The sequence below is a fragment of the Rummeliibacillus sp. BSL5 genome (genome assembly GCF_052928305.1).
Genome location: NZ_JAVGCV010000001.1, coordinates 1582659 through 1604669, shown reverse-complemented (window position 1 = coordinate 1604669; position 22011 = coordinate 1582659). Strand labels below are relative to the sequence as shown.

Genomic DNA, 22011 nt, shown 5'->3' with positions numbered 1-22011 from the left:
TGGAGGAATGACAATGGGAGAATTGCGAAATTGTCCGAAGTGCGGCGGCTTCTTTAACTATACCGGTGTAAGGGAAGTTTGCCCGAAGTGCACTCAGGATGAAGAAAATATGTATGAAGTTGTCTACCGTTTTTTGCGTAAACGAGAAAACCGCGCGGCGACAGTTGAACGGATTGTTGAAGTCACAGGCGTGGAAGAAGAGCTTTTATATAAATGGGTTAGAAAAAATAGGCTTCAACCGGCCTTATTCCCAAATTTAGGATACCCGTGCGATCAATGCGGGCGCATAACAACTTCAGGAAAGCTTTGTAACGAATGTGCAGATGGTTTGAAAAAAGACCTAAATAAATTTAATGCGGCACGTGAATTCAGGCAAGCAAGAGAGAATCAAGATAAGGCAACTTATTTATCTGACAGAAATAATAAATAAAGCATAAACCTTCATTCCTTTTGGCGAATGAAGGTTTTTAATTAGAAAAAAGTACTATACTAAATAACAAACAATAGGAACTCTTTCGTTTTATCGCGTATTGGCTTAACATTCACCAAATTGTACCGAAATAAAAAGTATACGATTATAAAAAAGAGGAGGTCATTACGTTGAAAATTCAAAATTATGGTGTGAACAAAGTAAATCCATATCAAAACCAATCATTAAAAACAGAGAAACTAAAGAAGAGTACGGTCAATATGACGGACCAAATTGAAATCTCATCTGCAGCGAAAGACCTTCAAGGAATCAAAAGCTACAGCACCGACCGTGCAGAACGTATTGATCAAATTAAAGAACAAGTGGAATCAGGCAATTACAAAGTCGACGCAAATAAATTAGCATCAGACTTATTGCGTTATTACCGCAAATAAAGGAGAGAGAACATGTCCATAGAGCCGCTGTTAACCAGCATGGATAAACTTGAAAAAATGCATAAAAGCCTGCTCAAACTAGCTTATCGCAAAACAGATCTAATCAAAGTCGGCGATATGGAAGCTCTCGACCAAATTTTGAAAGACGAGCAAGCACATGTACTAGCCATATCGCAGCTTGAACAACAGCGCCAGAAGGCAGTAACGGATTACTTCAAAGCAAAGGGATTTGCTTCCTCTGGCAGTAATACTGTTGTACAAGTTATGGAAGCAGCTAGCAGACAAGATGAAAAAGATGCATTGAAAGAGGCTAGCGATCGCTTAGTTAGTCTCATAGATTCACTGAAGCAGCAAAATGATTTAAATCAAAAAATGATTTACCAATCATTACAATATGTCAATATGACGCTCGACTTGATGCGCCCAGGGCAAAATCAAGTGAATTATTCGAAAAACGAAGCCAGAGGCAGCCATTTGCCGAAAACTAATTTTGATTCGCAAGCATAAATGCACGAATTGCTATAGGAGGAAAAAGAATGGGCTCCACTTTTATGGGTTTAGAAACAAGCAGACGCGGCCTTACAACCCAACAACAAGCACTTTACACAGTTGGCCATAATATCTCTAATGCCAATACGATCGGCTATTCACGTCAACGCGTCAACATGCAGCCGACACAAGGGTTCCCAGGTACAGGAACGAATTCGCCACAAATGCCTGGGTTTTTAGGTACGGGCGTTGAAGCAGGCTCAATAGAAAGAATCCGCGATAAATTTGTCGATAACCAATATAGACAAGAGACTAATAAACTTGGTTATTGGCAATCCACATCGCAAGTCATTACACAAATGGAAGATATCTTAAACGAACCATCCAATTATGGACTTGCCCAAACAATGAATGAATTATGGAATTCATTGCAGGACTTAAGCGTACATCCGGAAGACGGTGGAGCACGTGCCGTTGTTGTTCAACGTGGCGTGGCGGTAGCAGATTCATTTAACTATATGGCAACATCGCTTAAACAAGTGCAAGATAACACGGGAAAAGAAATTGGTATCTCATTAAAGGATATTAATTCACTTGCCGAACAAATTGCCAATATCAATAGACAAATCAAAGATGTGGAACCAAACGGTTACTTACCAAATGATTTGTATGATGCGAGAGATAATCTTGTTGATGAGCTATCCAGCTATTTTCCGATTGATTTGGAATATCAAAAATCAGGCGGCAACGCATTAGCTATTTCGGAAGGTTCTCTTACTGTTTCTATTAAACTTGCTGATGGTACGAAGTTGAAATTGGTAGATGGGGCAGATCATGCTGAATTGCGTACAAAAGGTTCAACAGACGGCGTAACACCGACAGAACCTGTTACAGGCTTTTACCTTGTGAAAAAAGAACTGGATGCCGATAAAAAGGCAATTGATAAACCAGTTAACAACGATTGGTCAGCAGAAGGGGAAGAGGTTCATTTAGCAAACAAGTTTACGGAAACAGGCAAGTTAAAATCATTAGTTAATTCCTACGGCTATCGTGTAGACGGTACATCAACTGGAACCGTTACGGGAAAATTGCCAGAAATGCTAGCTAACTTAGATAAAATGGCTAAGGCTTTTGCAGAAGAGTTTAATAAGATTCACAAAACTGGTACAGATTTGAATGGTGTTCAAGGACAGGATTTCTTTGTAGTAAAAGACGCATCAAGTGGCATGTCTGCTAGTAATATTGTCGTGAATGAGACGATTGTTAAAGATCCAAAGCTAATTGCTGCATCTGATTCTACAGATGCGGAACCTGGTAATGGAAAACTTGCTCAAAAACTAGCAAATATGAAATTTTCAGCACTGACAGATTTAGGTGGCGTTAGCACGCAATCCTACTTTGAGGGACTAATAGGTCAGCTAGGAGTCGACGGCCAACAAGCAAACCGCTTGCAATATAATTCAGAAACATTGCTGCAATCTGTCACAGAACGCAGAGCATCCGTAAGTTCTGTATCCTTGGATGAAGAAATGACAAATATGATTACATTCCAAAAAGCATACAGCGCATCAGCTCGTATGATTACGGCAATCGATGAAATATTAGATAAGATCATTAACGGTATGGGCCGAGTTGGTCTGTAAGTAGGAGGTAAAGTGAGATGCGTGTAACACAATCGATGCTCTCAAACAATATGCTACGCAATCTATCAAGTAGCTACGGCAAAATGGGGGATCTACAACGCCAAGTGGAAACAGGGAAAAAAGTAAACCGCCCTTCAGATGATCCTGTTGTTGTTATGAAAGGGATTAACTACCGTACAGCACTTGGCAAAATAGAGCAGTATGAGCGTAATATTGGTGAAGTCAATAATTGGCTGGATACATCTGATAATACATTGGATAAAGTAAATGCTGCATTGCAGCGCACGAATGATTTACTAGTTCAAGCGGCAAATGGAACTACCACAGAAGAGGACCGTGATAAAATAAAGGCCGAACTAAAACAATTACGACAACATGTGCAAGATATGTCCAATACAAAAATCGGAGAGAAATATATTTTTAGTGGTACTAAAACAAATGTACCTCCTTTTGATAAAACTACAGGGACTTATTCAACCGATCCTGCTTTTGAAAAGACAATAAATATAGAGATTTTTGACGGAATTTCTTTGCAATCAAATATTACACCACTCAACACATTCCAAAGTATTGATGATATGTTTGCAAGGTTAGATAGTGCTACAACAACTGAGGATTTTAGTAACTCCTTAACCGAGCTTAATAAAAATAGTAATGAATTATTGACGATTCGGTCAGATATTGGGGCTCGTCAAAATCGTGTAGAATTGATGGAAGATCGCCTGGCATCACAAGAAATCTCTGCAACTAAGCAAATGTCAGATAATGAAGATGTAGATTACGAAAAGGCGATTACTAATATGATCACACAAGAATCTATCCACCGAGCTGCATTATCAGTAGGAGCTCGTATTATTCAACCGTCATTGACAGATTTTTTACGATAAGATGAAGAAGCGTTTGGAATTTTTCCAAACGCTTCTTTTGAGAGGTGATATTTTATGGACATGCCAAAATTGCACCTTGAATCAACGCAAGGCAAACTTGGTTTAAACATTCAGCAGCCAATTCAAGAAATTCAACAGCCTCAGGCTGAGCTGGAGTTAGAGCAACCAGCCGCGATCCTTGAAATTAGTACGATAAAGCCGGAGCTTTCCATCGATACAATAGAAGCACGTGCAGATTTAGATTTGATGAGTAGCATACGGCGTACGGCCGAAGTTGCTAGTTATAGCAGAGGGCAGCTCTTAGAGGGGATTTCAAGAAGGGCGGGTGAAGGTGACGACTTGATGCATATTGAGAATGGGGGTAATCCAATTGTTATGCATGCCAAACAGTCTGGCAGACAGCCTTATTCTAGCTTAGGTATTAAGTTTATCCCTTCACCAGGCAGCGTTAAAATTTCATTCCAACCGGGAAAGGTAAATATAGAAGCCCAACCGCAAAAAGTAATTAACAACACGAAAATCAATAAGCCAATCCATGAATACACACCGGGTAAAGTGACAACAGAAATGCTTCAATACCCTTCATTAAAAATAGATTGGCAAGTGTAAGGGGAGATTAAACATGAATATTTTAACAGCCTATTTAGGGGAAGTAGAGATTGAATCATCTCAAATTCTTCATTTCGAACATGGCATACCAGGTTTTGAGGATGAAAAAGGGTTTGTGCTACTCCCGATTGAAGATAATACGGCATTCCATGTCCTGCAATCGATTAAAACAGCAGAACTTGCCTTTATTGTGACTAATCCATTTGACATTACAACTAACTACAGCTTTGAAATCGACGAAATCATCACGCACTCCCTGCAAATAAATGATCCTAGGGAAGTTGCAGTGCTATCAATTGTTTCATTAAAAGAATCAATTGAGCAATCTACGATTAATTTAAAAGCCCCAATTGTTTGGAATACAACGAATAACAAGGCAAAACAAGTTATATTAAATAACGAAGATTATGCAATACGACACCTTATCTCAACAGAAAGCGTAGAGGGGTGAAGAGATGCTAGTACTATCACGTAAAGTCGGCGAAACTATTTGGGTAGGGGACGACGTGGAAATTGTCATCACTGAAATTAAAGGGGACCAAATTAAACTTGGTATCAAAGCTCCTAAAAACATTGGAATAGTACGGGGAGAACTCCGAACAGAAGTGTCACAATCTAATACGGAAGCGGTGCTCCAAAATTTAGACATATTTAAAAAGAAAAAGTAAAAAATTTAACTAAAACTATTAAACAATTACGTAATGCTCCGATAGTAAGTATGTAACAGGGAAAAGAGACCGGCCGGCTTAATTCCCTGTCAAAACACTGAGATCCACAAGGATGTGGATTGTATATTCCAAGGAGGAAATTATAATGATTATCAATCACAATATTGCAGCTCTTAACACACACCGCCAATTGAATAGTGCAACAAACGCACAATCAAAATCAATGGAAAAATTGTCTTCTGGCCTTCGTATTAACCGTGCAGGCGATGATGCTGCTGGTCTATCAATTTCAGAAAAAATGCGTGGACAAATTCGTGGATTAGATCAAGCATCTCGTAACTCTCAAGACGCTATTTCTTTAATCCAAACTGCTGAAGGTGCTTTGGGTGAAACTCATTCTATCTTACAACGTCAACGTGAACTAATCGTTCAAGCTGGTAATGGTGGAACATTAGCTGACGAAGACCTTACAGCAATCAAGGATGAAATTGGAGAATTAAATAAAGAGTTAACAGGTATCTCTACTCGTACAGAATTTAATGGTAAAAAATTATTAGATGGTACCTTTGAAGAGGATTTCCAAATTGGTGCTAATGCAACGCAAACACTTCAATTAACTATTGATGCTGGAACAGGTAAAGGATTCAGTGCAGCTGATTTAGGAGTAAGTGCTTTAGCTCCTGATGGAACAACTGGTCAATTTGATACTGATATTGCGTTAGTTGATACTGCAATTAAAACAGTTTCTGCTGCTCGTTCTAAACTTGGTGCAAACCAAAACCGTTTAGAGCACACTATCAATAACTTGAACAATGCTTCTGAAAACCTAACTGCTGCAGAATCACGTGTTCGTGATGTGGATATGGCGAAAGAAATGATGGAGCAAACTAAAAACTCTATTCTTTCTCAAGCAGCTCAAGCTATGTTGGCACAAGCTAACCAACAGCCACAAGGTGTACTTCAATTACTTCGTTAATCTTAGCATAGTCGCTTAGATTAATTTAAAAGGACTCTAGGGATTATCCTAGGGTCTTTATTTATTTACTTTTGAATTTTTAAAAGGTGCTAAAATCTTATTGTTTAAATGTTTAATACATAAAAAGGTAATTTTACCTACATTATATTGTACTTATTATAAAATATTAATTACTTTTTTGAGTAAGTCTAATTATGATTAATTAAGAATTTAAATATATACCAAAATACTTATCAACTGATTGTAAAATAGATATCTTTGCATACATAACATTAAATCATCTATCTATTTCCTGCATATTTAACAACTTAATATGATTGATTTTAGAATATTATGCTTTGCTGGTATAACTGCTAAACTATAATACTCATTGACGGCTATATTTCTCTTTTTTAAAATGGAATTATAAATTTTTTACAATTGGGGAAATGTAATGATTGCTTCCCAATTGTTTTAAGAGGTGTTGCAGTAGGTGAAGATTCTCTATGAAGAGGCGAAGTGGAAGAGCATAGCTTCGGCACTGGAAAAAGTGAATGAAGCACACGAATATGACAATAAGTATGAGTATGCAGATGACCTTTTTAAGGACTCGAAGAGCGAAATAGCAGACAAAGATATTGATAGAGCCATTTCTTTTAGCCCCCAGACATACCAACCAGAAGCAAAACCCATACGCGAGAAGTACAAAAAATTATATGATTATGCCAAGGAAATTGGTAAAATTATAGATAAAAAAGTAGACGAACCGTTCTATAAAAGCATCGATGAATATATGCAAAAGATGGCTGATATGAATGTTTCTGCGTACACAACAGCGAATACGATTAATGTTCAAACAGGACCCTTTTTTTATAGACATGATAAAAAGGAAATCAAGCTAACGGATTTATATGAAGCCGACACGGAGTATTCTGATAATCTGAAAGCTGAATATGAGGCATGGAAGCTGCAAAATCCAGAGGTGAAAGTTTCTCAAGAGGATTACGAAACAGCCGCTTTAAATAGCGGGGCCTTTGAATATGAAGGAATCCGTGCGGGTCAAGAGAAAAAGGAATTTTGGTTTAATTTAATTGCGACAGGAGTAGTGGTGGGCTTAACGATTGTCTGCCCACCAGCTGGGCTCGTGGCAGGCGCTGCCTACACGGCCATTGATGTCGGTGGTGCCATCACGGGGGAAGACCTCATATCCGGCAGAAAACTCTCTGATAACGAACGACTAGTAAGAGGGGCATTTGCGATTGTGCCGGGTGCCGGCGCAGCTGCGGGAAAAGCCTTATTAAAAAATATGCCAGCTCTTGCGAATGTAATGAAATCAGCCTATAAAACTGTTGAGCATGCAGGGGGATCTGCCTTAAAGTCGACACTGGAACATGCGAGGAATCTAGGAAAAGCCCATGGCGATCAGCTGAAATTTACCCTGAAGCATCCCGTTCTCGCTGCAGTCACATCAAAGACAGGTCAACAAACAGTCCGTGAATCCGCCAAATTTATTGACAATGCCCTCCGTCCAATCGAAGTCCGTGCGGTTCAAACAAACGCTGGAAATCTGGTCACTGGTATAGAGCGAGGACTTCCATCAGGTAAACTCCCTGCGAAGGCGGATGAGTATCTAGCTATCAAACAGGCGGAGAAGGATGGGGTTTTGGCTGGTAAGGGTACAGGTAAAGAGTATAAAAACTATAAAGCTGTGGAATATACTGGGACAACAAAGGTTAATGGAGAAGAAAGAGATATTAGCAGACGGGTTTTTCAAAGGATTGATATCGATTATAAGAGAATCGATCCTGATTCTGGCATGACAAATTTTCAATTAATGAAAAAAGGAAGAGCACCGATTTGGAAAGATGGAACGGTTATAGAACTTCATCATTTAATCCAAAGAGAGCCAGGATCAATGGTAGAAATTCCTGCAAGTATGCATGATGAATATAATAAAATTTTGCATGGGTTGGTGGAGAATGGTGGGAGCTTTAGAAATGTCCCTGTATTAAAAAAGCAATATGACAACTTTAGAAGTAAATATTGGAGATGGAGAGCTAAACAAATAGATAAAAGTGAATTGTAAAAGGAGGAATCTTGATTGGATAAAGAGGAATTAATACACTTTATTAATGAACATAAGGAATCAGATGACTTTACAGGTGGAGTAGATGAAAGTCAAATTAATTCTATCCAAAATGAGCTAGGGGTGGAATTACCAGAAAGTTATAAGTGGTTTTTAACTACCTATGGTTCTGGTGGGTTATATGGAGTTAATATTTTAGGAGTGGCTAAGTTAAATAGAGCTACTGTTGTTGTTAATACAAAGAGATATAGAGATTTAGGAATGGACAAGGATTTAGTAGTTATTGAAGATGCTGGAGAATATGCTTATTGTCTATATATCAGTGAAATGGAGAATAAAGAGTGCCCGGTAATAGCGTGGAATAGACCAGGGGGGCTTGATGATTACAATACAGCAAAGGATTTTTATGAGTTTTTATCACAAAGGTTGTTGGATGCAAAAGAAGCATGGGAAGAAGATTTTTAAGATAGATAAATAAAAAGAAATTATAAATTAGATGGCTGAAAATCAAAAACTCTTGATGGTTGTACCATCAAGAGTTTGTATAATGATATCTTGTTTATAAAAAATTTCCATATAATTATGCGAGATGCCGTTTTAATCTAATGGAGTATTTTATATAGCTAACTATAAAGCACTTGATTGTCTATTAGGTAACAGGTGTTTTTCGTTTTTTAATGAGACATTCATGCTTTAGATAACATGAATGTTGCTTAACTGAAATTCATACCTCATGAAAGTAGTACATCATGGAGTTTATTTTATATTTGGATTTTGTGAGAAGAACGATAAATAGACGAGATGACATTTTATATGACGGGGATTTACTAGAGACGGTCGTATAATACTCGCTATTCGTTAAAAAGCGTTACACAAATTAAAATTTATGTAACGGGAGGGTGAGAAATCGAACGTTGTAGGATATATACGGGTTTCGACTCAAGGGCAAGCTAAAAATGGATACAGTTTGAAATATCAAGAAGATGAAATTAAAGCATATTGAGAAGAACAAGGCTGGAACTTGATACAAATTTTTAGAGATGAAGGAATTAGTGGCGCAAAACTAAATGAAGAAGCATTAGAAATAGACAGGGTGGGCCTATAGGCAGGCGCTGCCTATACAGCCATTGATGTCGGAGGAGCCATCACGGGAGAAGACCTCATATCCGGCAGAAAACTCTCTGATAACGAACGACTAGTAAGAGGGGCATTTGCGATTGTGCCGGGTGCCGGCGCAGCTGCGGGAAAAGCCTTATTAAAAAATATGCCAGCTCTTGCGAATGTAATGAAATCAGCCTATAAAACTGTTGAGCATGCAGGGGGATCTGCCTTAAAATCAACATTAGAAAATGTGAGGAATCTAGGGGAAGCCCATGGCGATCAACTGAAATTTACCCTGAAACATCCCGTTCTCGCTGTAGTCACATCAAAGACAGGCCAACAAACACTTCGTGAATCCGCCAAATTTGTTGACAATGCTCTCCGTCCAATCGAAGTCCGTGCGGTTCAAACAAACGCTGGGAATCTAGTCACTGGTGTAGAGCGAGGACTTCCATCAGGCCGAAGGCGGATGAGTATTTAGCGATCAAACAGGCGGAGAAGGATGGGGTATTGGCTGGTAAGGGTACGGGTGAACTTAATAAGGATTTAGCAAAAGCTTATCTGAGGGATATAGAGGCTAAAACTGGACGAAAGGTTAATAAAGAGCAGATTCATCTTATAAAAGAAGCCTTGAGATCCAAAAACTATGAAAAATTGACACCAAAAGAGACAGCTAAGCATAGAAGCAAATTTACTTCGAGCTTGAAAGATAAATTGATTGCAGAATGGGAAGAAAAAACCAAACAAAAATGGCCAAGATATACAGAAGAAGTGCTTGATAAGAATGGAGAGGTTGCTCGGAGTATCGGTCAACCGTATGATGCCCATCATATCATAGAGAACAACTTTGGTGGCCCTCATGAGTGGTGGAATATTCATCCAGCAAAATATCCTAACGAACACCAAGCTGGGATACATGGAAAGGGAGCTCCATCAGGTAAACTATTTCCAAGGAGGTAAAATAGCATATGGCTGATTTTGAATTTATTAATGAGCTAGAAAATAAAACTTATAAGGTACCTGAAGATGATATTTTAAAAGCTGAACAAAGAATGGATATCAGTTTTCCAAATGATTTAAAACAGTTATATTTAGAAGTTGGTTATGGTTTTATTAAAGGTCAAAGTGCTAATGCAATAAATAGAATATTAGGACCAGGGGCTGTAGCAGATATTAGATTAAGAGAAGGTATTTTTGAATTTGACCCAGATTTAGATGAACTTTTTGATGATGAAGATAAACTTATTTTCTTTGAAGTAAACGAGGGTGTTTATATTTCAATAGATTTACAATTAGTTAATAATCCAATATATTATTTTGATATTCAAATAGCTGAATCGTTAGAGGATTTTTTTAAAAAGTTTCTCAATAATAATGAATATTATATAGATTTAATTGAGGATTAGGCTTAATTGGAAGAAGAAGTAAAAAATAATTGACCTTGATTGGCTATGAACTGTCTTTCAAGGTTTTTTACTTTATTTGAATCAACTACTTGTACCTTCAAGGAGTATCTGGGATTAATAATAAAAAATATCAGTATAGGCTTTTTGAGAAAGCACCTGATTGCCTTTTGAGCAACAGGTGTTCTACTTATGTGTATTCTCTTGTGAAATAAAACCTCGAGCACTTTCATGGTCCACATATATGATTAGTCACAAAAAAGCTGCAGAATAAAATTTCGCAGCTTTTTAGTATTCCTTATTGTCTCAGAGCAGAGCGCAAATCTTCCACAAGGTCTTCGGCATCTTCCAGTCCAACCGAAATCCGTACAAGTCCATCCTCAATGCCCAGTTCTAATCTCCGTTCTCGTGGAATTGAAGCATGAGTCATGAGAGGGGGAACAGAGATCAAGCTTTCGACAGCACCAAGGCTTTCTGCCAATGTGAAGTAGCGAACATTTTTCACAACTTCTCGCGCTTTTTCTTCGTTTTCCACGGTAAAGGAGACCATGCCTCCAAATCCGCCAGCTTGGGATTGGTGGACTTCATGTCCCGGATGATCTGCAAGACCCGGATAGAAGATTTTGCTGACCGCTTCCTCTTCTTGAAGCATCTCTATAATCGCTTTTGTGTTCGATTCGATTTCTTCCATGCGGATACCGAGCGTTTTGATGCCTCTCATTAAAATCCAACTGTCTTGTGGTCCTAGTATCCCGCCGGTAGAGTTTTGGATAAAATGGAGGTCTTCTCCAAGCTCTTCTGTTGCCGTTACGGCGAGACCAGCTACGACATCACTATGACCACCAAGATACTTCGTCGCACTGTGCAGGACAATATCCGCGCCTAGTGCAATCGGGTTCTGCCAGTAAGGCGTGCTAAATGTGTTGTCAACGATGAACAGTAAATGATGCTCTTTCGCAATTGCGCTGACCGCCTTAATATCCGTCACTTTCAATAGAGGATTCGTAGGCGTCTCTACAAAGATGGCCTTTGTCTCAGGACGAATCTCCGACTTAACTGCATCTAGATCTGTTGTATCTACAAACGAAACCTCAATGCCAAAACGGTTGAATACCTTTGTCATGACACGGAAGGAACCACCGTACACGTCATCGGTTAAGATCAGATGGTCGCCAGATGAGAACAAATGGACTACTGCTGTAATGGCAGCCATACCAGATCCGAATGCAAATCCCCGAGCACCGCCTTCAATATCAGCAATCAGCTTTTCCAACGCTTCTCTCGTCGGGTTGCCTGTTCTTGCGTATTCGTATGTGAAATTGCCGACGCCGTCCTGCTTGAATGTACTCGACTGGTAGATCGGTATTGAAACTGCACCAGTATATGGGTCACTGCTGATTCCACCATGTATTAATTGTGTTTTCTTTTTCATCTTTATTTCACCTCGTCATATATTCTGTTACTTATATATCGTTCGCTGCTATCAGGAAAAATGGTGACAATATGGCTTCCTGGAGCCGCTTGTTCCGCTTCCTTCAACGCTGCAGCCAGGGCAGCACCGGAAGAGCTCCCGACCAATAGGCCTTCTAATCTTGCCGCTTCCCTCAGATAATGGAATGCATCCTTATCAGAAATCGTATGAATTCCATCAAATAATGCAGTATCAATAAATGGGGGAAGGAATTCCATGCCAATTCCTTCTGTCTCATGGCTTCCTGGCTTTCCGCCGTTCAATATGGATCCTTCAGGTTCTACCACGACACAGCGGACTCCGGGAACGTGATCCTTCAAATAGCGGGCAGTTCCGGTAAATGTCCCGCCTGATCCAGCTCCCGCTACAAATATATCAATCTGTCCTTCCATTGCTTCCACAAGTTCAGGACCGAGTGTTTCATAATAAGTGGCAGGGTTCCATTCATTCCGAAATTGTCCTGGATAATAGGAATTAGGAATTGTTTGAAGAAGCTCTTCTGCTATCTTTATGGCGCCTTCAATCCCGAGCTCTGTCGGCGTATTCACCACTTTTGCTCCAAGCGCCTTCATTAAAATTTGCTTTTCTTGGCTAAATTTCTCTGGGGTGACGAACACAGCTTTCACCCCGTAATGGATGGCTGCAAGCGCCAAGCCGATGCCAGTATTACCAGCAGTTGGTTCAATCACCGTGCCGCCTTTCTGCAGTTCTCCTGAACGAAAAGCCTGCTCAAGCAAATATTGACCCAGCCGGTCTTTTACACTGCCACCAGGATTGAAAAATTCCAATTTGGCAAACAGTCTGACTCCTTCAGGCAAAGGAAAGGCAGTCAATTCAAGCAAAGGAGTATGGCCAATCAATTGTTGAATATTTTTTGCGTACTTCATGCTGCTCCCTCATTTTTAGGCAAATACTTCTGTCCATTCGTCTCTTTTTGCCAGCATTTTTCTTGCTGCTTCTTTTGCACCTTCCAAGCTGTGGCTCGCTGCCCAGCCGCATTGTACCTCGTTGCAGGCTGGTACTTCGGTCGCTACCAGAACATCATTCAGTGTTTTTTCAAGAATTTCGAGTACTTCGTTGTAATCATCATGGTTGATTAACGCCATGTAATAGCCTGTTTGGCATCCCATTGGTCCAATGTCGACAATTTTATCGGAATGGTTGCGGCTGAATTCTGCCATCATATGCTCAAGCGAGTGCAAAGCGGGCATTTCTAAATGCTCCTTGTTCGGCTGGCAAAAGCGAATATCATATTTGCGGATGACATCTCCGTTGATCCCTTCTTTGACACCTGCAAGTCGGACATAGGGTGCTGCTACTTTTGTATGGTCGAGATTAAAACTTTCTACATTCATCTTTTGTTGTGCTGCCATAGTTATCTCTCCTTTTTTATTGAATCTATGAGCCAGACAAACTCATTTTGCTGTTCAAATTTTACTAAAAAACCATTCTTCTCAAATAATTTGGTCAGAACCGGAATGGTCGTGTAGTACTCACTCTTTAAATCTTCGGCAAGCCGGAAGAAACCCTTTTCCTCGGACTCTTTGATTTTTGCTTTATAGGCATTATCGTCCAAGAAAACAGTGTCAGCAAAAACAATTCTCCCATTCTCATTGAGCACTTCATGAAAACGGCCAATCGCTCTATCTTTCTCTTCATCTGTCAAATGATGAAATGCATAGGTGCTGACAATTGCATCGGCTTTTACGAGAGGATTGGGAAACTGAAGAAAATCACCGTCAATCAGCGTGAGATCAGGGAGCTTCTCCTTTGCTTTTTCTCTCATCCCTTGGGATGGTTCAACAGCATAGACCTCACTTCCTTTGCTGACAAGCTTGCTCGTCAGGTTGCCGGTTCCTACACCAAATTCAATAACAAAACCGGATGCTCGGTCTGCCACTTCCTCTAAAATCTCATCATACCTTGTAAACACTTCTGTATATTCAAGATCATGGCCCGAAATCGTTCCATCATATGTCTGGGCCCATTGATCAAACAAGTCGTTGAATTCTCTTCCCATACTCATCCCCTCTTTTCAGATTAATTTACTAGGAATTAAAATTAGACTACCAGATGTTTTCAGAAAAATCAAGAATGTCAAAAACCTGATTTTTCATGCCATCAAAAATAGTGAGATATCATTACAACAAAAGTGATTATCTCTGATCAATCATTTTGTAAACCAGGTAGCTTTATAATGACTATACCGATTGATTTAATATATGTTGAGATCAAGGATTTTGACTGTTCTTTTTAAATCCCTAAAGTCATTGAGTGATTGAATAATATAAGTTTTCTCATACTTAGAGAGACACACAGTATTAGCCCAATTAAACCTTGTATATACACAGCTCTGTTTCAGCTAGAATTCTTCTCCGATACTGAAGAGTCCCTTTTTCTATAAACAGGCATTATTGAATTAGGCTATAAGAAGAGTGCACAGGGTATTTAAGTATAGATGAATAGGAATATGTATATCTATTAATGATAGGTAATTTTGCACGGAAAAATCTAACTAATCTATTATTTTCTTCGTTTTCAATAATTTAATGAGATTCTTTTAATAAATAAAATCCTTTAGAAAAATTTCTTCTGACCTAGAATGCTCATTGACGCCAATACTATCCTTTTTTAAAATGAAATTATAAATTTTTTACAATTGAGGAATTAATCTTAATTTGTTTTATAAGGTGGTGTAGCATGAAGATTCTCTATGAAGAGGCAAAGTGGAAGAGTATAGCTTCTGCACTGGAAAAAGTGAATGAAGCGTACAAGTATGACAATAAGTATGAGCATGCAGATGACCTATTTAAGGACTCGAAGAGAGAAATAGCAGACAAAGATATCGATAGAGCCATTTCTTTTAGCCCCCAGACATACCAATCAGAAGCGAAATCCATACGCGAGAAGTACAAAAAATTATATAATTATGCCAAGGGAATTGGTAAAATTATAGATGAAAAAGTAGATGAACCTTTCTATAAAAGCATCGATGAATATATGCAAATGATGGCGGATATGAATGTTTCTGCGTACACAACAGCGAATACGATTAATGTTCAAACAGGGCCCTTTTTTAATAGACACGATAAAAAGGAAATCAAGTTAACGGATTTATATGAAGCGGACACGGAGTATTCTGAAAACCTAAAAGCTGAATATGAGGCGTGGAAGCTCCAAAATCCAGATGTCAAAGCGTCTCAAGAGGATTACGAAACAGCCGCTTTAAATAGTGGTGCCTTTGAATATGAAGGGATTCGTGCGGGACAGGAGAAGAAGGAATTTTGGTTTAATTTAATTGCGACAGGAGTTGTGGTGGGCTTAACGATTGTCTGTCCACCCGCTGGGCTCGTGGCAGGTGCTGCCTATACAGCCATTGATGTCGGAGGAGCCATCACAGGAGAAGATCTCATTTCCGGCAGAAAACTATCGGATAACGAACGCCTAGTAAGAGGCGCATTTGCGATTGTACCTGGTGCCGGCGCAGCTGCGGGAAAAGCCTTATTAAAAAATATGCCAGCTCTTGCGAATGTAATGAAATCAGCCTATAAAACTGTTGAGAATGCAGGGGGATCTGCCTTAAAGTCGACACTGGAACATGCGAGGAATCTAGGAAAAGCCCATGGCGATCAGCTGAAATTCACCCTAAAGCATCCCGTTCTCGCTGCAGTCACATCAAAGACAGGTCAACAAACAGTCCGCCAATCCGCCAAATTTATCGACAATGCCCTCCGTCCAATCGAAGTCCGTGCGGTTCAAACAAACGCTGGAAATCTAGTCACTGGTGTAGAACGAGGACTTCCATCAGGCAAACTCCCTGCGAAAGCGGATGAGTATCTAGCTATCAAACAGGCCGAGAAGGATGGGGTAATGGCTGGTAAGGGTACAAGTAAATCATATGGTAATTACTCAACGGCTATTGATGATAAAGTAGAAGTAATTGAAAAGGTAGATTTGGCAGAATGGATAAGTGAGTCATTTACTGATTGTAATTATAGGACAGTAATCACGAAAGAAAAAATCATCTTTTATAGAACATATGGAGGTGGGGCAAGAGCAACAGGTTCATTTGTGACTACTAGCCCTGCTGGAAATAGAATAAATGCAAAAACAAGTACAGCATTAGTTCCTGATTGGAAAAACACCCGAGAATTTGAAGCAGTAATAGAAGTACCGAAAGGACAAGTTTTGAATATAGGTAAAGTTGAGAAGCAATATACAAAAAGTGGTGCATTATTAGAAGGAAATGGAGACCAAATATTGTTACCGCAAGATTGGCCATCTGAATGGATAAAAGAAACTAGAAAAGTACCAAGCAGATAGGGGAAGATATAATGTACAAGAAAAAGCAGATAATTGATCAGATAAAAGTAGTAATAAATAATTTCGAGGAAGGTTATGCAGATGAAATCAAAAGTGGTGGTATATTACAACTAATATATACAAGATATATAAAAGCACTAGCCATATTAGAAAATCACCAGGATATTAAGGAGATTAACATATTGGGCGGTGTACGTGCTTATATGGATAGTTACAATGACTATCAAAATCAGTTATTAGCAGAAATGCATAAAGCTGAAAAAATGATAAAGGAATTATTTATGGAATAATTCTTTTTGAAAAGTGTATGCATATAAAGGTACTTGTACACACTAGCATTTTTTAAGGTATTTAGAGTTATCAAAACTTCTAACAACAATATTTCTCAGACAATTAAAGTTATCGTAAAGTTCCCATAATAGACATATAACGAGCACTTGAATATCAATTAAATATATTTAGTGCTTAATGAAATTAAGAATTTAAGATAAAATTAGATCATATTGAAGCATACTCTCACAGAATTCAACCTAGAAAAATAAAAAAATGACCGAACAAAGTGAAGTTAACTTTCACCTTCGTTCGGTTTTTTTCTAAAACATTTCAATCCCATTCACAGAAGGATCACAATCCCCACAACTAGGCTTAATTTTCCCTAGCTTGAAGTGAACTTTCAATAATAGAATCAAGCAATTGAGAGTAAGGTATACCTGCTGCTTCTGCACTTTTGGGCATTAGACTATTTTTTGTTAATCCTGGCAGCGTATTAACTTCTAACACATAGGGAACACCGTTGTAAATCATCATGTCTACTCGGGCATAAACGCTACATTTCAATGCCTTATAGCAAGAGATGGCTGCATCAGCAACACGATTATGTGTTTCAATAGGGAGCTGAACCACTTCTTCAATGGTAGCTGCATCATCATATTTCGAGGTGTAATCAAAGAATTCACCCTGATGCCGGATTGAAATCGTCGGTAAAAGCTTTCCATTCAATATAGGACAAGTGATTTCCTCACCAGAAATAACCTTTTCAATAATCACTTCTGTATCCCATTTGAATACGTCTGCTATCGCTGATTTAACTGATTCCTTGTCATACACAATTTTTACACCTACACTCGAACCGCCTGAATTAGGTTTCACCACTACAGGGAATCCCAATTGATCTAATTCGTCCAGATTAAGTTCATCATTATTTGAAAGGTGAATCCAATCAGGTGTTTGTACGCCTTCATATCTGATGACCTTTTTCGATATATTCTTATCCATACATAAACTGCTGGACAAGACATTGCTTCCTGTATAGGGAACGCCTAAAGTATCTAGAGTACCTTGAATAGTCCCATCCTCACCATATTTACCATGTAGCGCCAATAATGCAACGTCAAGATTCCGTGCTTTTTCTATTAGGTCTTCTTTTTTCTCAATCCGAATCGTTACGACCTCATATTTATCTTTATCTAAATGTACCATCATTTCTTCACCTGTCATGATTGAAACTTGCTTCTCGGAGGAAATCCCTCCCATAATGACGCCAACTCTCATTTGTTTAACCTCCAAAATTAGTTTTTAAGGTGTTTCCTATAATTTTAATTCCTTCAACAATCTCGTTTTCTTGTAGCCTAGAAAAGCCTAAACGCAGCGTATGTTTTCCATTATTGTCCGTATAAAATACATGGCCTATCGAAAAAACAACGCCTTTTGGGTAACATGCTTCCAGGAGCTTTTGTGTATCTATATTGTTATTTAGTTCTATAAAAAGGTGTAGTCCGCCGTCACCAGTTATCCGTTTACAGGGGATATATTGCTTACAATAATGGACAGCAAGCTCATATTTTTTCTTATAGACTGCTTTTGCTTTTTTTATATATTTTTCAAAATAGCCATCATTTAAATATTGATATAACACTGCTTGATCTAATGTTGATGTATGAATGGTACGAGCTCTTTTCATACTTTCCAAGTAATAAATCAACTCTTTGTCTGCTAAAATCCACCCCACCCGTAAGCCAGGAAAAAGAATCTTAGAGAAGCTACTAATATATATGACGTTATTGCCAAGTCCACCAAAGGCAGCTAACGGTGCTAGATGTGATCCTGAGTAACGTAATTCTTCATTAAATCCATCTTCAATAATTGGCAGTTGATAGGATGAAAACAGATCCATCATTTTCTTCCTTTTTTCTGAGGATGTTACGATACCCGTTGGATTATGGTAAGACGGAATCAAGTAAGCAAAATCATATTCCTTTTCGGATAGGGATTTTTCTAACTTCTTCACATTAACACCATCGTTTTCCATTTCAATTCCATCGATTTCAAAGCCGTGTAATTGAAAAAGCTTAAGGGCAGAATGATGGGTTGGATTTTCGCAAATAAGACGGCCATTCTTTTTATTTAAAGAGGATAAAAGTAAATCAAGGCCTTCTGTAAATCCATTTGTAATTAAAATATCTTTGTTACTAGTATCGATTCCTTTAATCTCCATGTAATGAAGCAGATATTCGATAAGTGGTTTATAGCCCTTTGCATAGCCGTAGTTGAGAACAATATCTCCCTCTAGGGACATCCGATTTAAAAAAGCTCTTTTGAAATTCTCTACATCAAAAAGCTTTTCATCGGGGGCGATGCTAGTAAATGAGATCATTCCTTTTTTCCAGCCCACTCCATGCTTCATGAGGTCCATCTTTTCTGCTAGAAAGGTTTGCCCATTGATCTTTTCCGTCCAATTCAAATGGATGGATTGGGATTTGAATGTTTCAACATGGCTTACAAAGTGTCCTTTTCCTTTCACTGCATAGATAAGCCCTTCTTGCTCCAAATCTGTATAAGCCGTTAGAACGGTATTTCGACTGATGGATAATAATGAGCTGAATTCTCGGGTAGATGGAAGCTTTTGGTGTTCAAGTAAATGTCCGTTGGTAATCATCCTTTTAAGATAATCCTTCAGTTGAATATATATAGGACGGTCTTCCGTTAGCTTAAAATCGTTAAACAATGAATTCATCCCCTTAATAACATTTTTACATTTCTGAATTGATTTCGAAAGGTCCACGTATTATGTATTTTTCCAATCCTGTGGTTGGCCACTAAGTTATTAGAGGCAGTGATAGAGAAGTTTATTATTGATGTTTTATTGAATCCAACACAATGAGTTGTACTCTGGCATTAATTTCTGTGGTACCTTTTTTACAAAGTAGGGAAGCAGGAGTGGGAAAAGAGAAGATCGACGAAAGTTAAGTGATTTAAATGAGAAGTTAAATAACCAGTGTATTCTTTATTATAAATTATACAAAACTATAGGAAACTAAAAAACTGCTTCCAACGAATTAACGGTGGAAGCAGTTTTTTAAAGTTATTTTTCGATATCTACAGCTTTAAGGTCAATTTCACCTAGCTTGTTTGGTGCCATGTTTTTCACATAATCTTTTTCTACATAGTTGTTTACATAGAAGTAGATTGGTGCGATTGGCATTTGTTCAGCTAGCACTGTGTTAGCTTCTTTTAATAAATCAAGACGTTTGTTTTCGTCCGTTTCTTTTGTTGCAGAAACTAGTAAAGATTTGTACTTTGGATCTTCCCAAGCAGTATCATTGTTACCATTTTTAGCAGTATCATAACGTTCTAGGAATGTGTAAGCATCGTTAAAGTCAGCGATCCAGCCCATACGCGCTACATCATAATCTAGGGCAGTTACTTTATCAAGGAATACTTGCCATTCTGAGTTATCCATTTTCACTTCGATACCTAGGTTTTTGTGCCAGCCTTCTTGAATATATTGTGCGATAGCAGCGTGTGCTTCACTTGTGTTGATAGAAATGCCGATTTTGATATCGCTAGCTTTTTTGATACCTAATTCTTTCATACCTTCTTCAAGTGCTTTTTTCGCTGCTTCGATATCGTTGTCTTTGAATTTGTTGTTTTCATCTTCAAATCCTTCGATTGCAACTGGTACATTGCTCAATGCTGGTTTTTGTCCGCCTTTTAATACATTATCAGCTAAGCCTTGACGGTCGATTGCGTAAGATAATGCTTTACGGATGTTTGCATTTTTAGTGAATTTACCTTTTGTATTGAATTTGTACTCATAGATAGCAGCATATGGCATAGATTTTAAAGTTTTGTCTTTTTTATAACCATCCATTGCATCAAGTGGAACAGTTTGGTATGGAGAGCCTAAGTAATCTAGATCTCCGCTTTTGAACATACGGTTAGCAGTTGTTTCAGATTCAACCATTTTAACGTTAACAGTAGATAAAGCTACGTTGTCTTTATCCCAGTAATCAGCATACTTTTTAAGAGTGATTGAGTCATTGTGTTTCCAGTCGCTCAACGTGAAAGGACCGTTTGTTACATAAGTATCGCCAGCTTCAGCGAACCATTTTTTATTGTCTTTAACTACTTTTTCGTTAACAGGCATATAAGTATAGAATGCTGTTAATTCTAAGAAGTAAGGAGTTGGGTTTTCAAGTGTTACTTCTAATGTTTTCTCATCAACTACTTTGATGCCTAAATCATCAGCAGAACCTTTCCCACCGTTAAATGCTTCTGCGCCTTTAATAGGGTAAAGGATTGAAGCATATTCAGAAGCGTTCTTTGGATCTAAAGCCCATTTCCAAGCATAAGCGAAGTCGCCAGCTACAACTGGATCGCCATTTGACCATTTTGCTTCACGCAACTTGAATGTGTACGTTAATTTATCATCGCTTACTTTTACATCCTCCGCCATTGCGTTTTGAACATTACCGTCTTTATCTACACGAGTAAGACCCTCAAACGCTGCACGAATGATAGCACCAGAAGTACTGTCCGTTGCCAACTGTGGATTCAAGCTTGGTGGTTCAGAAGTAATTGAAAGATTTAACGTTTTATCTTCGTTTTTGGTAGTGCCAGAAGATGATTGCCCGCCGGAAGAGGTATCTTTTTCTTTCGTTCCGCCGAAGTTACATGCAGCAAGTACTAGCATTAAAGCTGATAATAGCACAAGCGATAAAAACCTTTTCTTCATAAAAATCCCCCTTATCTAATGAAAAATTTAGCTACTTGAGAAGAGTAACTATTAATACTATATCAAAGGATAAAGTAGAATAAAACAGAATTATTAAATTTATTAAAATTTAATGAATATTCAGCACTATTATTTCGCATATCGAAATATATCGTTCTATGGAATATGAAATATATTTAAGAGGAGAGAACTAGATAATAAAAAAGAGAAGTGGCTTCTCACTTCTCTTTTTCATCTTATGCAATTAGCGAACTACATATCATCTAACCAAAGAATAAATCTAAGATATTAGAGGAAGCAGATGACTTTTTGTTATAAAATTCTGCATACCCACAGTTTTTGCAATACACCACAATAAATTGATTGTGCTGAATATCAAACATCTTGGACAAACCTGTGCCCGTCATAGCAACTTCTTTTGTAACAGCATCCGTACAACCACACTTAATACAACCTTTACCTTCCAATTCAATTCCTCCTTTTCATTTTGTCTATGAT

At 38.3% G+C, this 22011-nt stretch carries 24 protein-coding genes and 1 pseudogene; 17 read left to right on the top strand and 8 right to left on the bottom strand.

The genetic code is table 11. The annotated features are described in order from the left end of the window. Window positions 1-13 precede the first annotated feature (13 nt). The 15 genes and pseudogenes from RCJ93_RS08105 (at window position 14) to RCJ93_RS08035 (ending at window position 10708) form a co-directional block, all read left to right on the top strand. Window positions 14-430 (top strand): TIGR03826 family flagellar region protein, encoded by a 417-nt coding sequence (locus RCJ93_RS08105; protein ID WP_066784569.1) that lies wholly within the window; start codon window positions 14-16, stop codon window positions 428-430. A gap of 170 nt (window positions 431-600) precedes the next feature. Beyond that, on the top strand, window positions 601-864 hold the full coding sequence (flgM, locus tag RCJ93_RS08100) for a flagellar biosynthesis anti-sigma factor FlgM (RefSeq protein ID WP_150283665.1): 264 nt from the start codon (window positions 601-603) through the stop codon (window positions 862-864). 12 nt (window positions 865-876) lie between these two features. Next, a complete protein-coding gene (locus RCJ93_RS08095) occupies window positions 877-1371 on the top strand; it encodes a flagellar protein FlgN (protein ID WP_446738778.1) in 495 nt (164 codons plus the stop codon). 29 nt (window positions 1372-1400) lie between these two features. Next, complete coding sequence (gene flgK / locus RCJ93_RS08090; RefSeq protein ID WP_249775479.1) at window positions 1401-2996, top strand: flagellar hook-associated protein FlgK; 1596 nt, start codon at window positions 1401-1403, stop codon at window positions 2994-2996. 17 nt (window positions 2997-3013) lie between these two features. Next, a complete protein-coding gene (gene flgL, locus RCJ93_RS08085) occupies window positions 3014-3883 on the top strand; it encodes a flagellar hook-associated protein FlgL (protein ID WP_147194797.1) in 870 nt (289 codons plus the stop codon). Window positions 3884-3937: 54 nt separating this feature from the next. After that, window positions 3938-4492: a DUF6470 family protein gene (locus RCJ93_RS08080; RefSeq protein ID WP_446738777.1), complete on the top strand. Its 555-nt coding sequence runs from the start codon at window positions 3938-3940 to the stop codon at window positions 4490-4492. 13 nt (window positions 4493-4505) lie between these two features. Then, window positions 4506-4943, top strand: a complete 438-nt coding sequence (fliW, locus tag RCJ93_RS08075; RefSeq protein ID WP_251645406.1) for a flagellar assembly protein FliW — start codon at window positions 4506-4508, stop codon at window positions 4941-4943. Window positions 4944-4947: 4 nt separating this feature from the next. Further along, complete coding sequence (csrA, locus tag RCJ93_RS08070) at window positions 4948-5160, top strand: carbon storage regulator CsrA (protein ID WP_147194788.1); 213 nt, start codon at window positions 4948-4950, stop codon at window positions 5158-5160. 145 nt (window positions 5161-5305) lie between these two features. After that, on the top strand, window positions 5306-6136 hold the full coding sequence (gene hag, locus RCJ93_RS08065; protein WP_150283670.1) for a flagellin Hag: 831 nt from the start codon (window positions 5306-5308) through the stop codon (window positions 6134-6136). Window positions 6137-6608: 472 nt separating this feature from the next. Beyond that, entirely contained in the window at window positions 6609-8201 is a 1593-nt protein-coding gene (locus RCJ93_RS08060) for an HNH/ENDO VII family nuclease (protein ID WP_446738776.1), read from the top strand. Window positions 8202-8216: 15 nt separating this feature from the next. Beyond that, the gene (locus RCJ93_RS08055) at window positions 8217-8666 is read left to right on the top strand and encodes an SMI1/KNR4 family protein (protein WP_446738775.1); all 450 of its coding nucleotides are present in this window, start codon (window positions 8217-8219) and stop codon (window positions 8664-8666) included. A 460-nt stretch (window positions 8667-9126) separates the two neighbouring features. Then, window positions 9127-9300, top strand: a pseudogene (locus RCJ93_RS08050) (recombinase family protein); the annotation flags it as partial. Window positions 9301-9327: 27 nt separating this feature from the next. Next, on the top strand, window positions 9328-9783 hold the full coding sequence (locus RCJ93_RS08045) for a pre-toxin TG domain-containing protein (protein ID WP_446738965.1): 456 nt from the start codon (window positions 9328-9330) through the stop codon (window positions 9781-9783). A gap of 29 nt (window positions 9784-9812) precedes the next feature. Further along, a complete protein-coding gene (locus RCJ93_RS08040) occupies window positions 9813-10262 on the top strand; it encodes an HNH endonuclease (protein WP_446738774.1) in 450 nt (149 codons plus the stop codon). An 8-nt stretch (window positions 10263-10270) separates the two neighbouring features. Further along, window positions 10271-10708 carry an SMI1/KNR4 family protein gene (locus tag RCJ93_RS08035; RefSeq protein WP_446738773.1) on the top strand — a complete coding sequence of 146 codons (438 nt, stop codon included), beginning with the start codon at window positions 10271-10273 and terminating at the stop codon, window positions 10706-10708. A gap of 295 nt (window positions 10709-11003) precedes the next feature. Here the strand turns inward: RCJ93_RS08035 and RCJ93_RS08030 are convergent, their stop codons facing one another. Genes RCJ93_RS08030 through RCJ93_RS08015 form a run of 4 tightly spaced genes read right to left on the bottom strand, consistent with a single transcriptional unit; the run spans window position 11004 to window position 14196 of the window. Beyond that, window positions 11004-12137, bottom strand: a complete 1134-nt coding sequence (locus RCJ93_RS08030) for a bifunctional cystathionine gamma-lyase/homocysteine desulfhydrase (RefSeq protein WP_446738772.1) — start codon at window positions 12135-12137, stop codon at window positions 11004-11006. Between the two features lie 2 nt (window positions 12138-12139). After that, on the bottom strand, window positions 12140-13063 hold the full coding sequence (locus RCJ93_RS08025) for a PLP-dependent cysteine synthase family protein (protein ID WP_446738771.1): 924 nt from the start codon (window positions 13061-13063) through the stop codon (window positions 12140-12142). A gap of 15 nt (window positions 13064-13078) precedes the next feature. After that, window positions 13079-13549: an S-ribosylhomocysteine lyase gene (locus RCJ93_RS08020; RefSeq protein ID WP_446738770.1), complete on the bottom strand. Its 471-nt coding sequence runs from the start codon at window positions 13547-13549 to the stop codon at window positions 13079-13081. 2 nt (window positions 13550-13551) lie between these two features. Next, the gene (locus RCJ93_RS08015) at window positions 13552-14196 is read right to left on the bottom strand and encodes a class I SAM-dependent DNA methyltransferase (RefSeq protein ID WP_446738769.1); all 645 of its coding nucleotides are present in this window, start codon (window positions 14194-14196) and stop codon (window positions 13552-13554) included. A 680-nt stretch (window positions 14197-14876) separates the two neighbouring features. On the opposite strand from RCJ93_RS08015, the gene RCJ93_RS08010 reads away from it, so the two are divergent. Together RCJ93_RS08010 and RCJ93_RS08005 are read left to right on the top strand one after the other, a co-directional pair. Then, window positions 14877-16499: a pre-toxin TG domain-containing protein gene (locus RCJ93_RS08010; RefSeq protein WP_446738768.1), complete on the top strand. Its 1623-nt coding sequence runs from the start codon at window positions 14877-14879 to the stop codon at window positions 16497-16499. Between the two features lie 11 nt (window positions 16500-16510). Beyond that, window positions 16511-16789, top strand: coding sequence for a hypothetical protein (locus RCJ93_RS08005; protein WP_446738767.1), 279 nt, complete (start codon window positions 16511-16513; stop codon window positions 16787-16789). Window positions 16790-17144: 355 nt separating this feature from the next. Here RCJ93_RS08005 and RCJ93_RS08000 read toward each other — a convergent pair whose 3' ends face one another. The 4 genes from RCJ93_RS08000 to RCJ93_RS07985 all read right to left on the bottom strand — a co-directional run bounded on the left by RCJ93_RS08000 (window position 17145) and on the right by RCJ93_RS07985 (window position 21980). Beyond that, window positions 17145-18050, bottom strand: coding sequence for a D-alanine--D-alanine ligase (locus tag RCJ93_RS08000; protein ID WP_446738766.1), 906 nt, complete (start codon window positions 18048-18050; stop codon window positions 17145-17147). A gap of 4 nt (window positions 18051-18054) precedes the next feature. Next, window positions 18055-19503: a MocR-like pyridoxine biosynthesis transcription factor PdxR gene (pdxR, locus tag RCJ93_RS07995; RefSeq protein WP_446738765.1), complete on the bottom strand. Its 1449-nt coding sequence runs from the start codon at window positions 19501-19503 to the stop codon at window positions 18055-18057. Between the two features lie 357 nt (window positions 19504-19860). Further along, window positions 19861-21513 (bottom strand): peptide ABC transporter substrate-binding protein, encoded by a 1653-nt coding sequence (locus tag RCJ93_RS07990; protein ID WP_446738764.1) that lies wholly within the window; start codon window positions 21511-21513, stop codon window positions 19861-19863. Between the two features lie 263 nt (window positions 21514-21776). After that, window positions 21777-21980: a zinc ribbon domain-containing protein gene (locus tag RCJ93_RS07985; protein ID WP_066784624.1), complete on the bottom strand. Its 204-nt coding sequence runs from the start codon at window positions 21978-21980 to the stop codon at window positions 21777-21779. Between the last annotated feature and the right edge of the window lie 31 nt (window positions 21981-22011).

Excerpts from the sequence above, each read along its gene's own strand:
- RCJ93_RS08105 (WP_066784569.1), top strand. The coding sequence starts at position 14 with ATGGGAGAATTGCGAAATTGTCCGAAGTGCGGCGGCTTCTTTAACTAT.
- RCJ93_RS08095 (WP_446738778.1), top strand. The coding sequence starts at position 877 with ATGTCCATAGAGCCGCTGTTAACCAGCATGGATAAACTTGAAAAAATG.
- flgK (WP_249775479.1), top strand. The coding sequence starts at position 1,401 with ATGGGCTCCACTTTTATGGGTTTAGAAACAAGCAGACGCGGCCTTACA.
- flgL (WP_147194797.1), top strand. The coding sequence starts at position 3,014 with ATGCGTGTAACACAATCGATGCTCTCAAACAATATGCTACGCAATCTA.
- RCJ93_RS08080 (WP_446738777.1), top strand. The coding sequence starts at position 3,938 with ATGGACATGCCAAAATTGCACCTTGAATCAACGCAAGGCAAACTTGGT.
- fliW (WP_251645406.1), top strand. The coding sequence starts at position 4,506 with ATGAATATTTTAACAGCCTATTTAGGGGAAGTAGAGATTGAATCATCT.
- csrA (WP_147194788.1), top strand. The coding sequence starts at position 4,948 with ATGCTAGTACTATCACGTAAAGTCGGCGAAACTATTTGGGTAGGGGAC.
- hag (WP_150283670.1), top strand. The coding sequence starts at position 5,306 with ATGATTATCAATCACAATATTGCAGCTCTTAACACACACCGCCAATTG.
- RCJ93_RS08035 (WP_446738773.1), top strand. The coding sequence starts at position 10,271 with ATGGCTGATTTTGAATTTATTAATGAGCTAGAAAATAAAACTTATAAG.
- RCJ93_RS08030 (WP_446738772.1), bottom strand. The coding sequence starts at position 12,137 with ATGAAAAAGAAAACACAATTAATACATGGTGGAATCAGCAGTGACCCA.
- RCJ93_RS08025 (WP_446738771.1), bottom strand. The coding sequence starts at position 13,063 with ATGAAGTACGCAAAAAATATTCAACAATTGATTGGCCATACTCCTTTG.
- RCJ93_RS08020 (WP_446738770.1), bottom strand. The coding sequence starts at position 13,549 with ATGGCAGCACAACAAAAGATGAATGTAGAAAGTTTTAATCTCGACCAT.
- RCJ93_RS08015 (WP_446738769.1), bottom strand. The coding sequence starts at position 14,196 with ATGGGAAGAGAATTCAACGACTTGTTTGATCAATGGGCCCAGACATAT.
- RCJ93_RS08010 (WP_446738768.1), top strand. The coding sequence starts at position 14,877 with ATGAAGATTCTCTATGAAGAGGCAAAGTGGAAGAGTATAGCTTCTGCA.
- RCJ93_RS08005 (WP_446738767.1), top strand. The coding sequence starts at position 16,511 with ATGTACAAGAAAAAGCAGATAATTGATCAGATAAAAGTAGTAATAAAT.
- RCJ93_RS08000 (WP_446738766.1), bottom strand. The coding sequence starts at position 18,050 with ATGAGAGTTGGCGTCATTATGGGAGGGATTTCCTCCGAGAAGCAAGTT.
- RCJ93_RS07990 (WP_446738764.1), bottom strand. The coding sequence starts at position 21,513 with ATGAAGAAAAGGTTTTTATCGCTTGTGCTATTATCAGCTTTAATGCTA.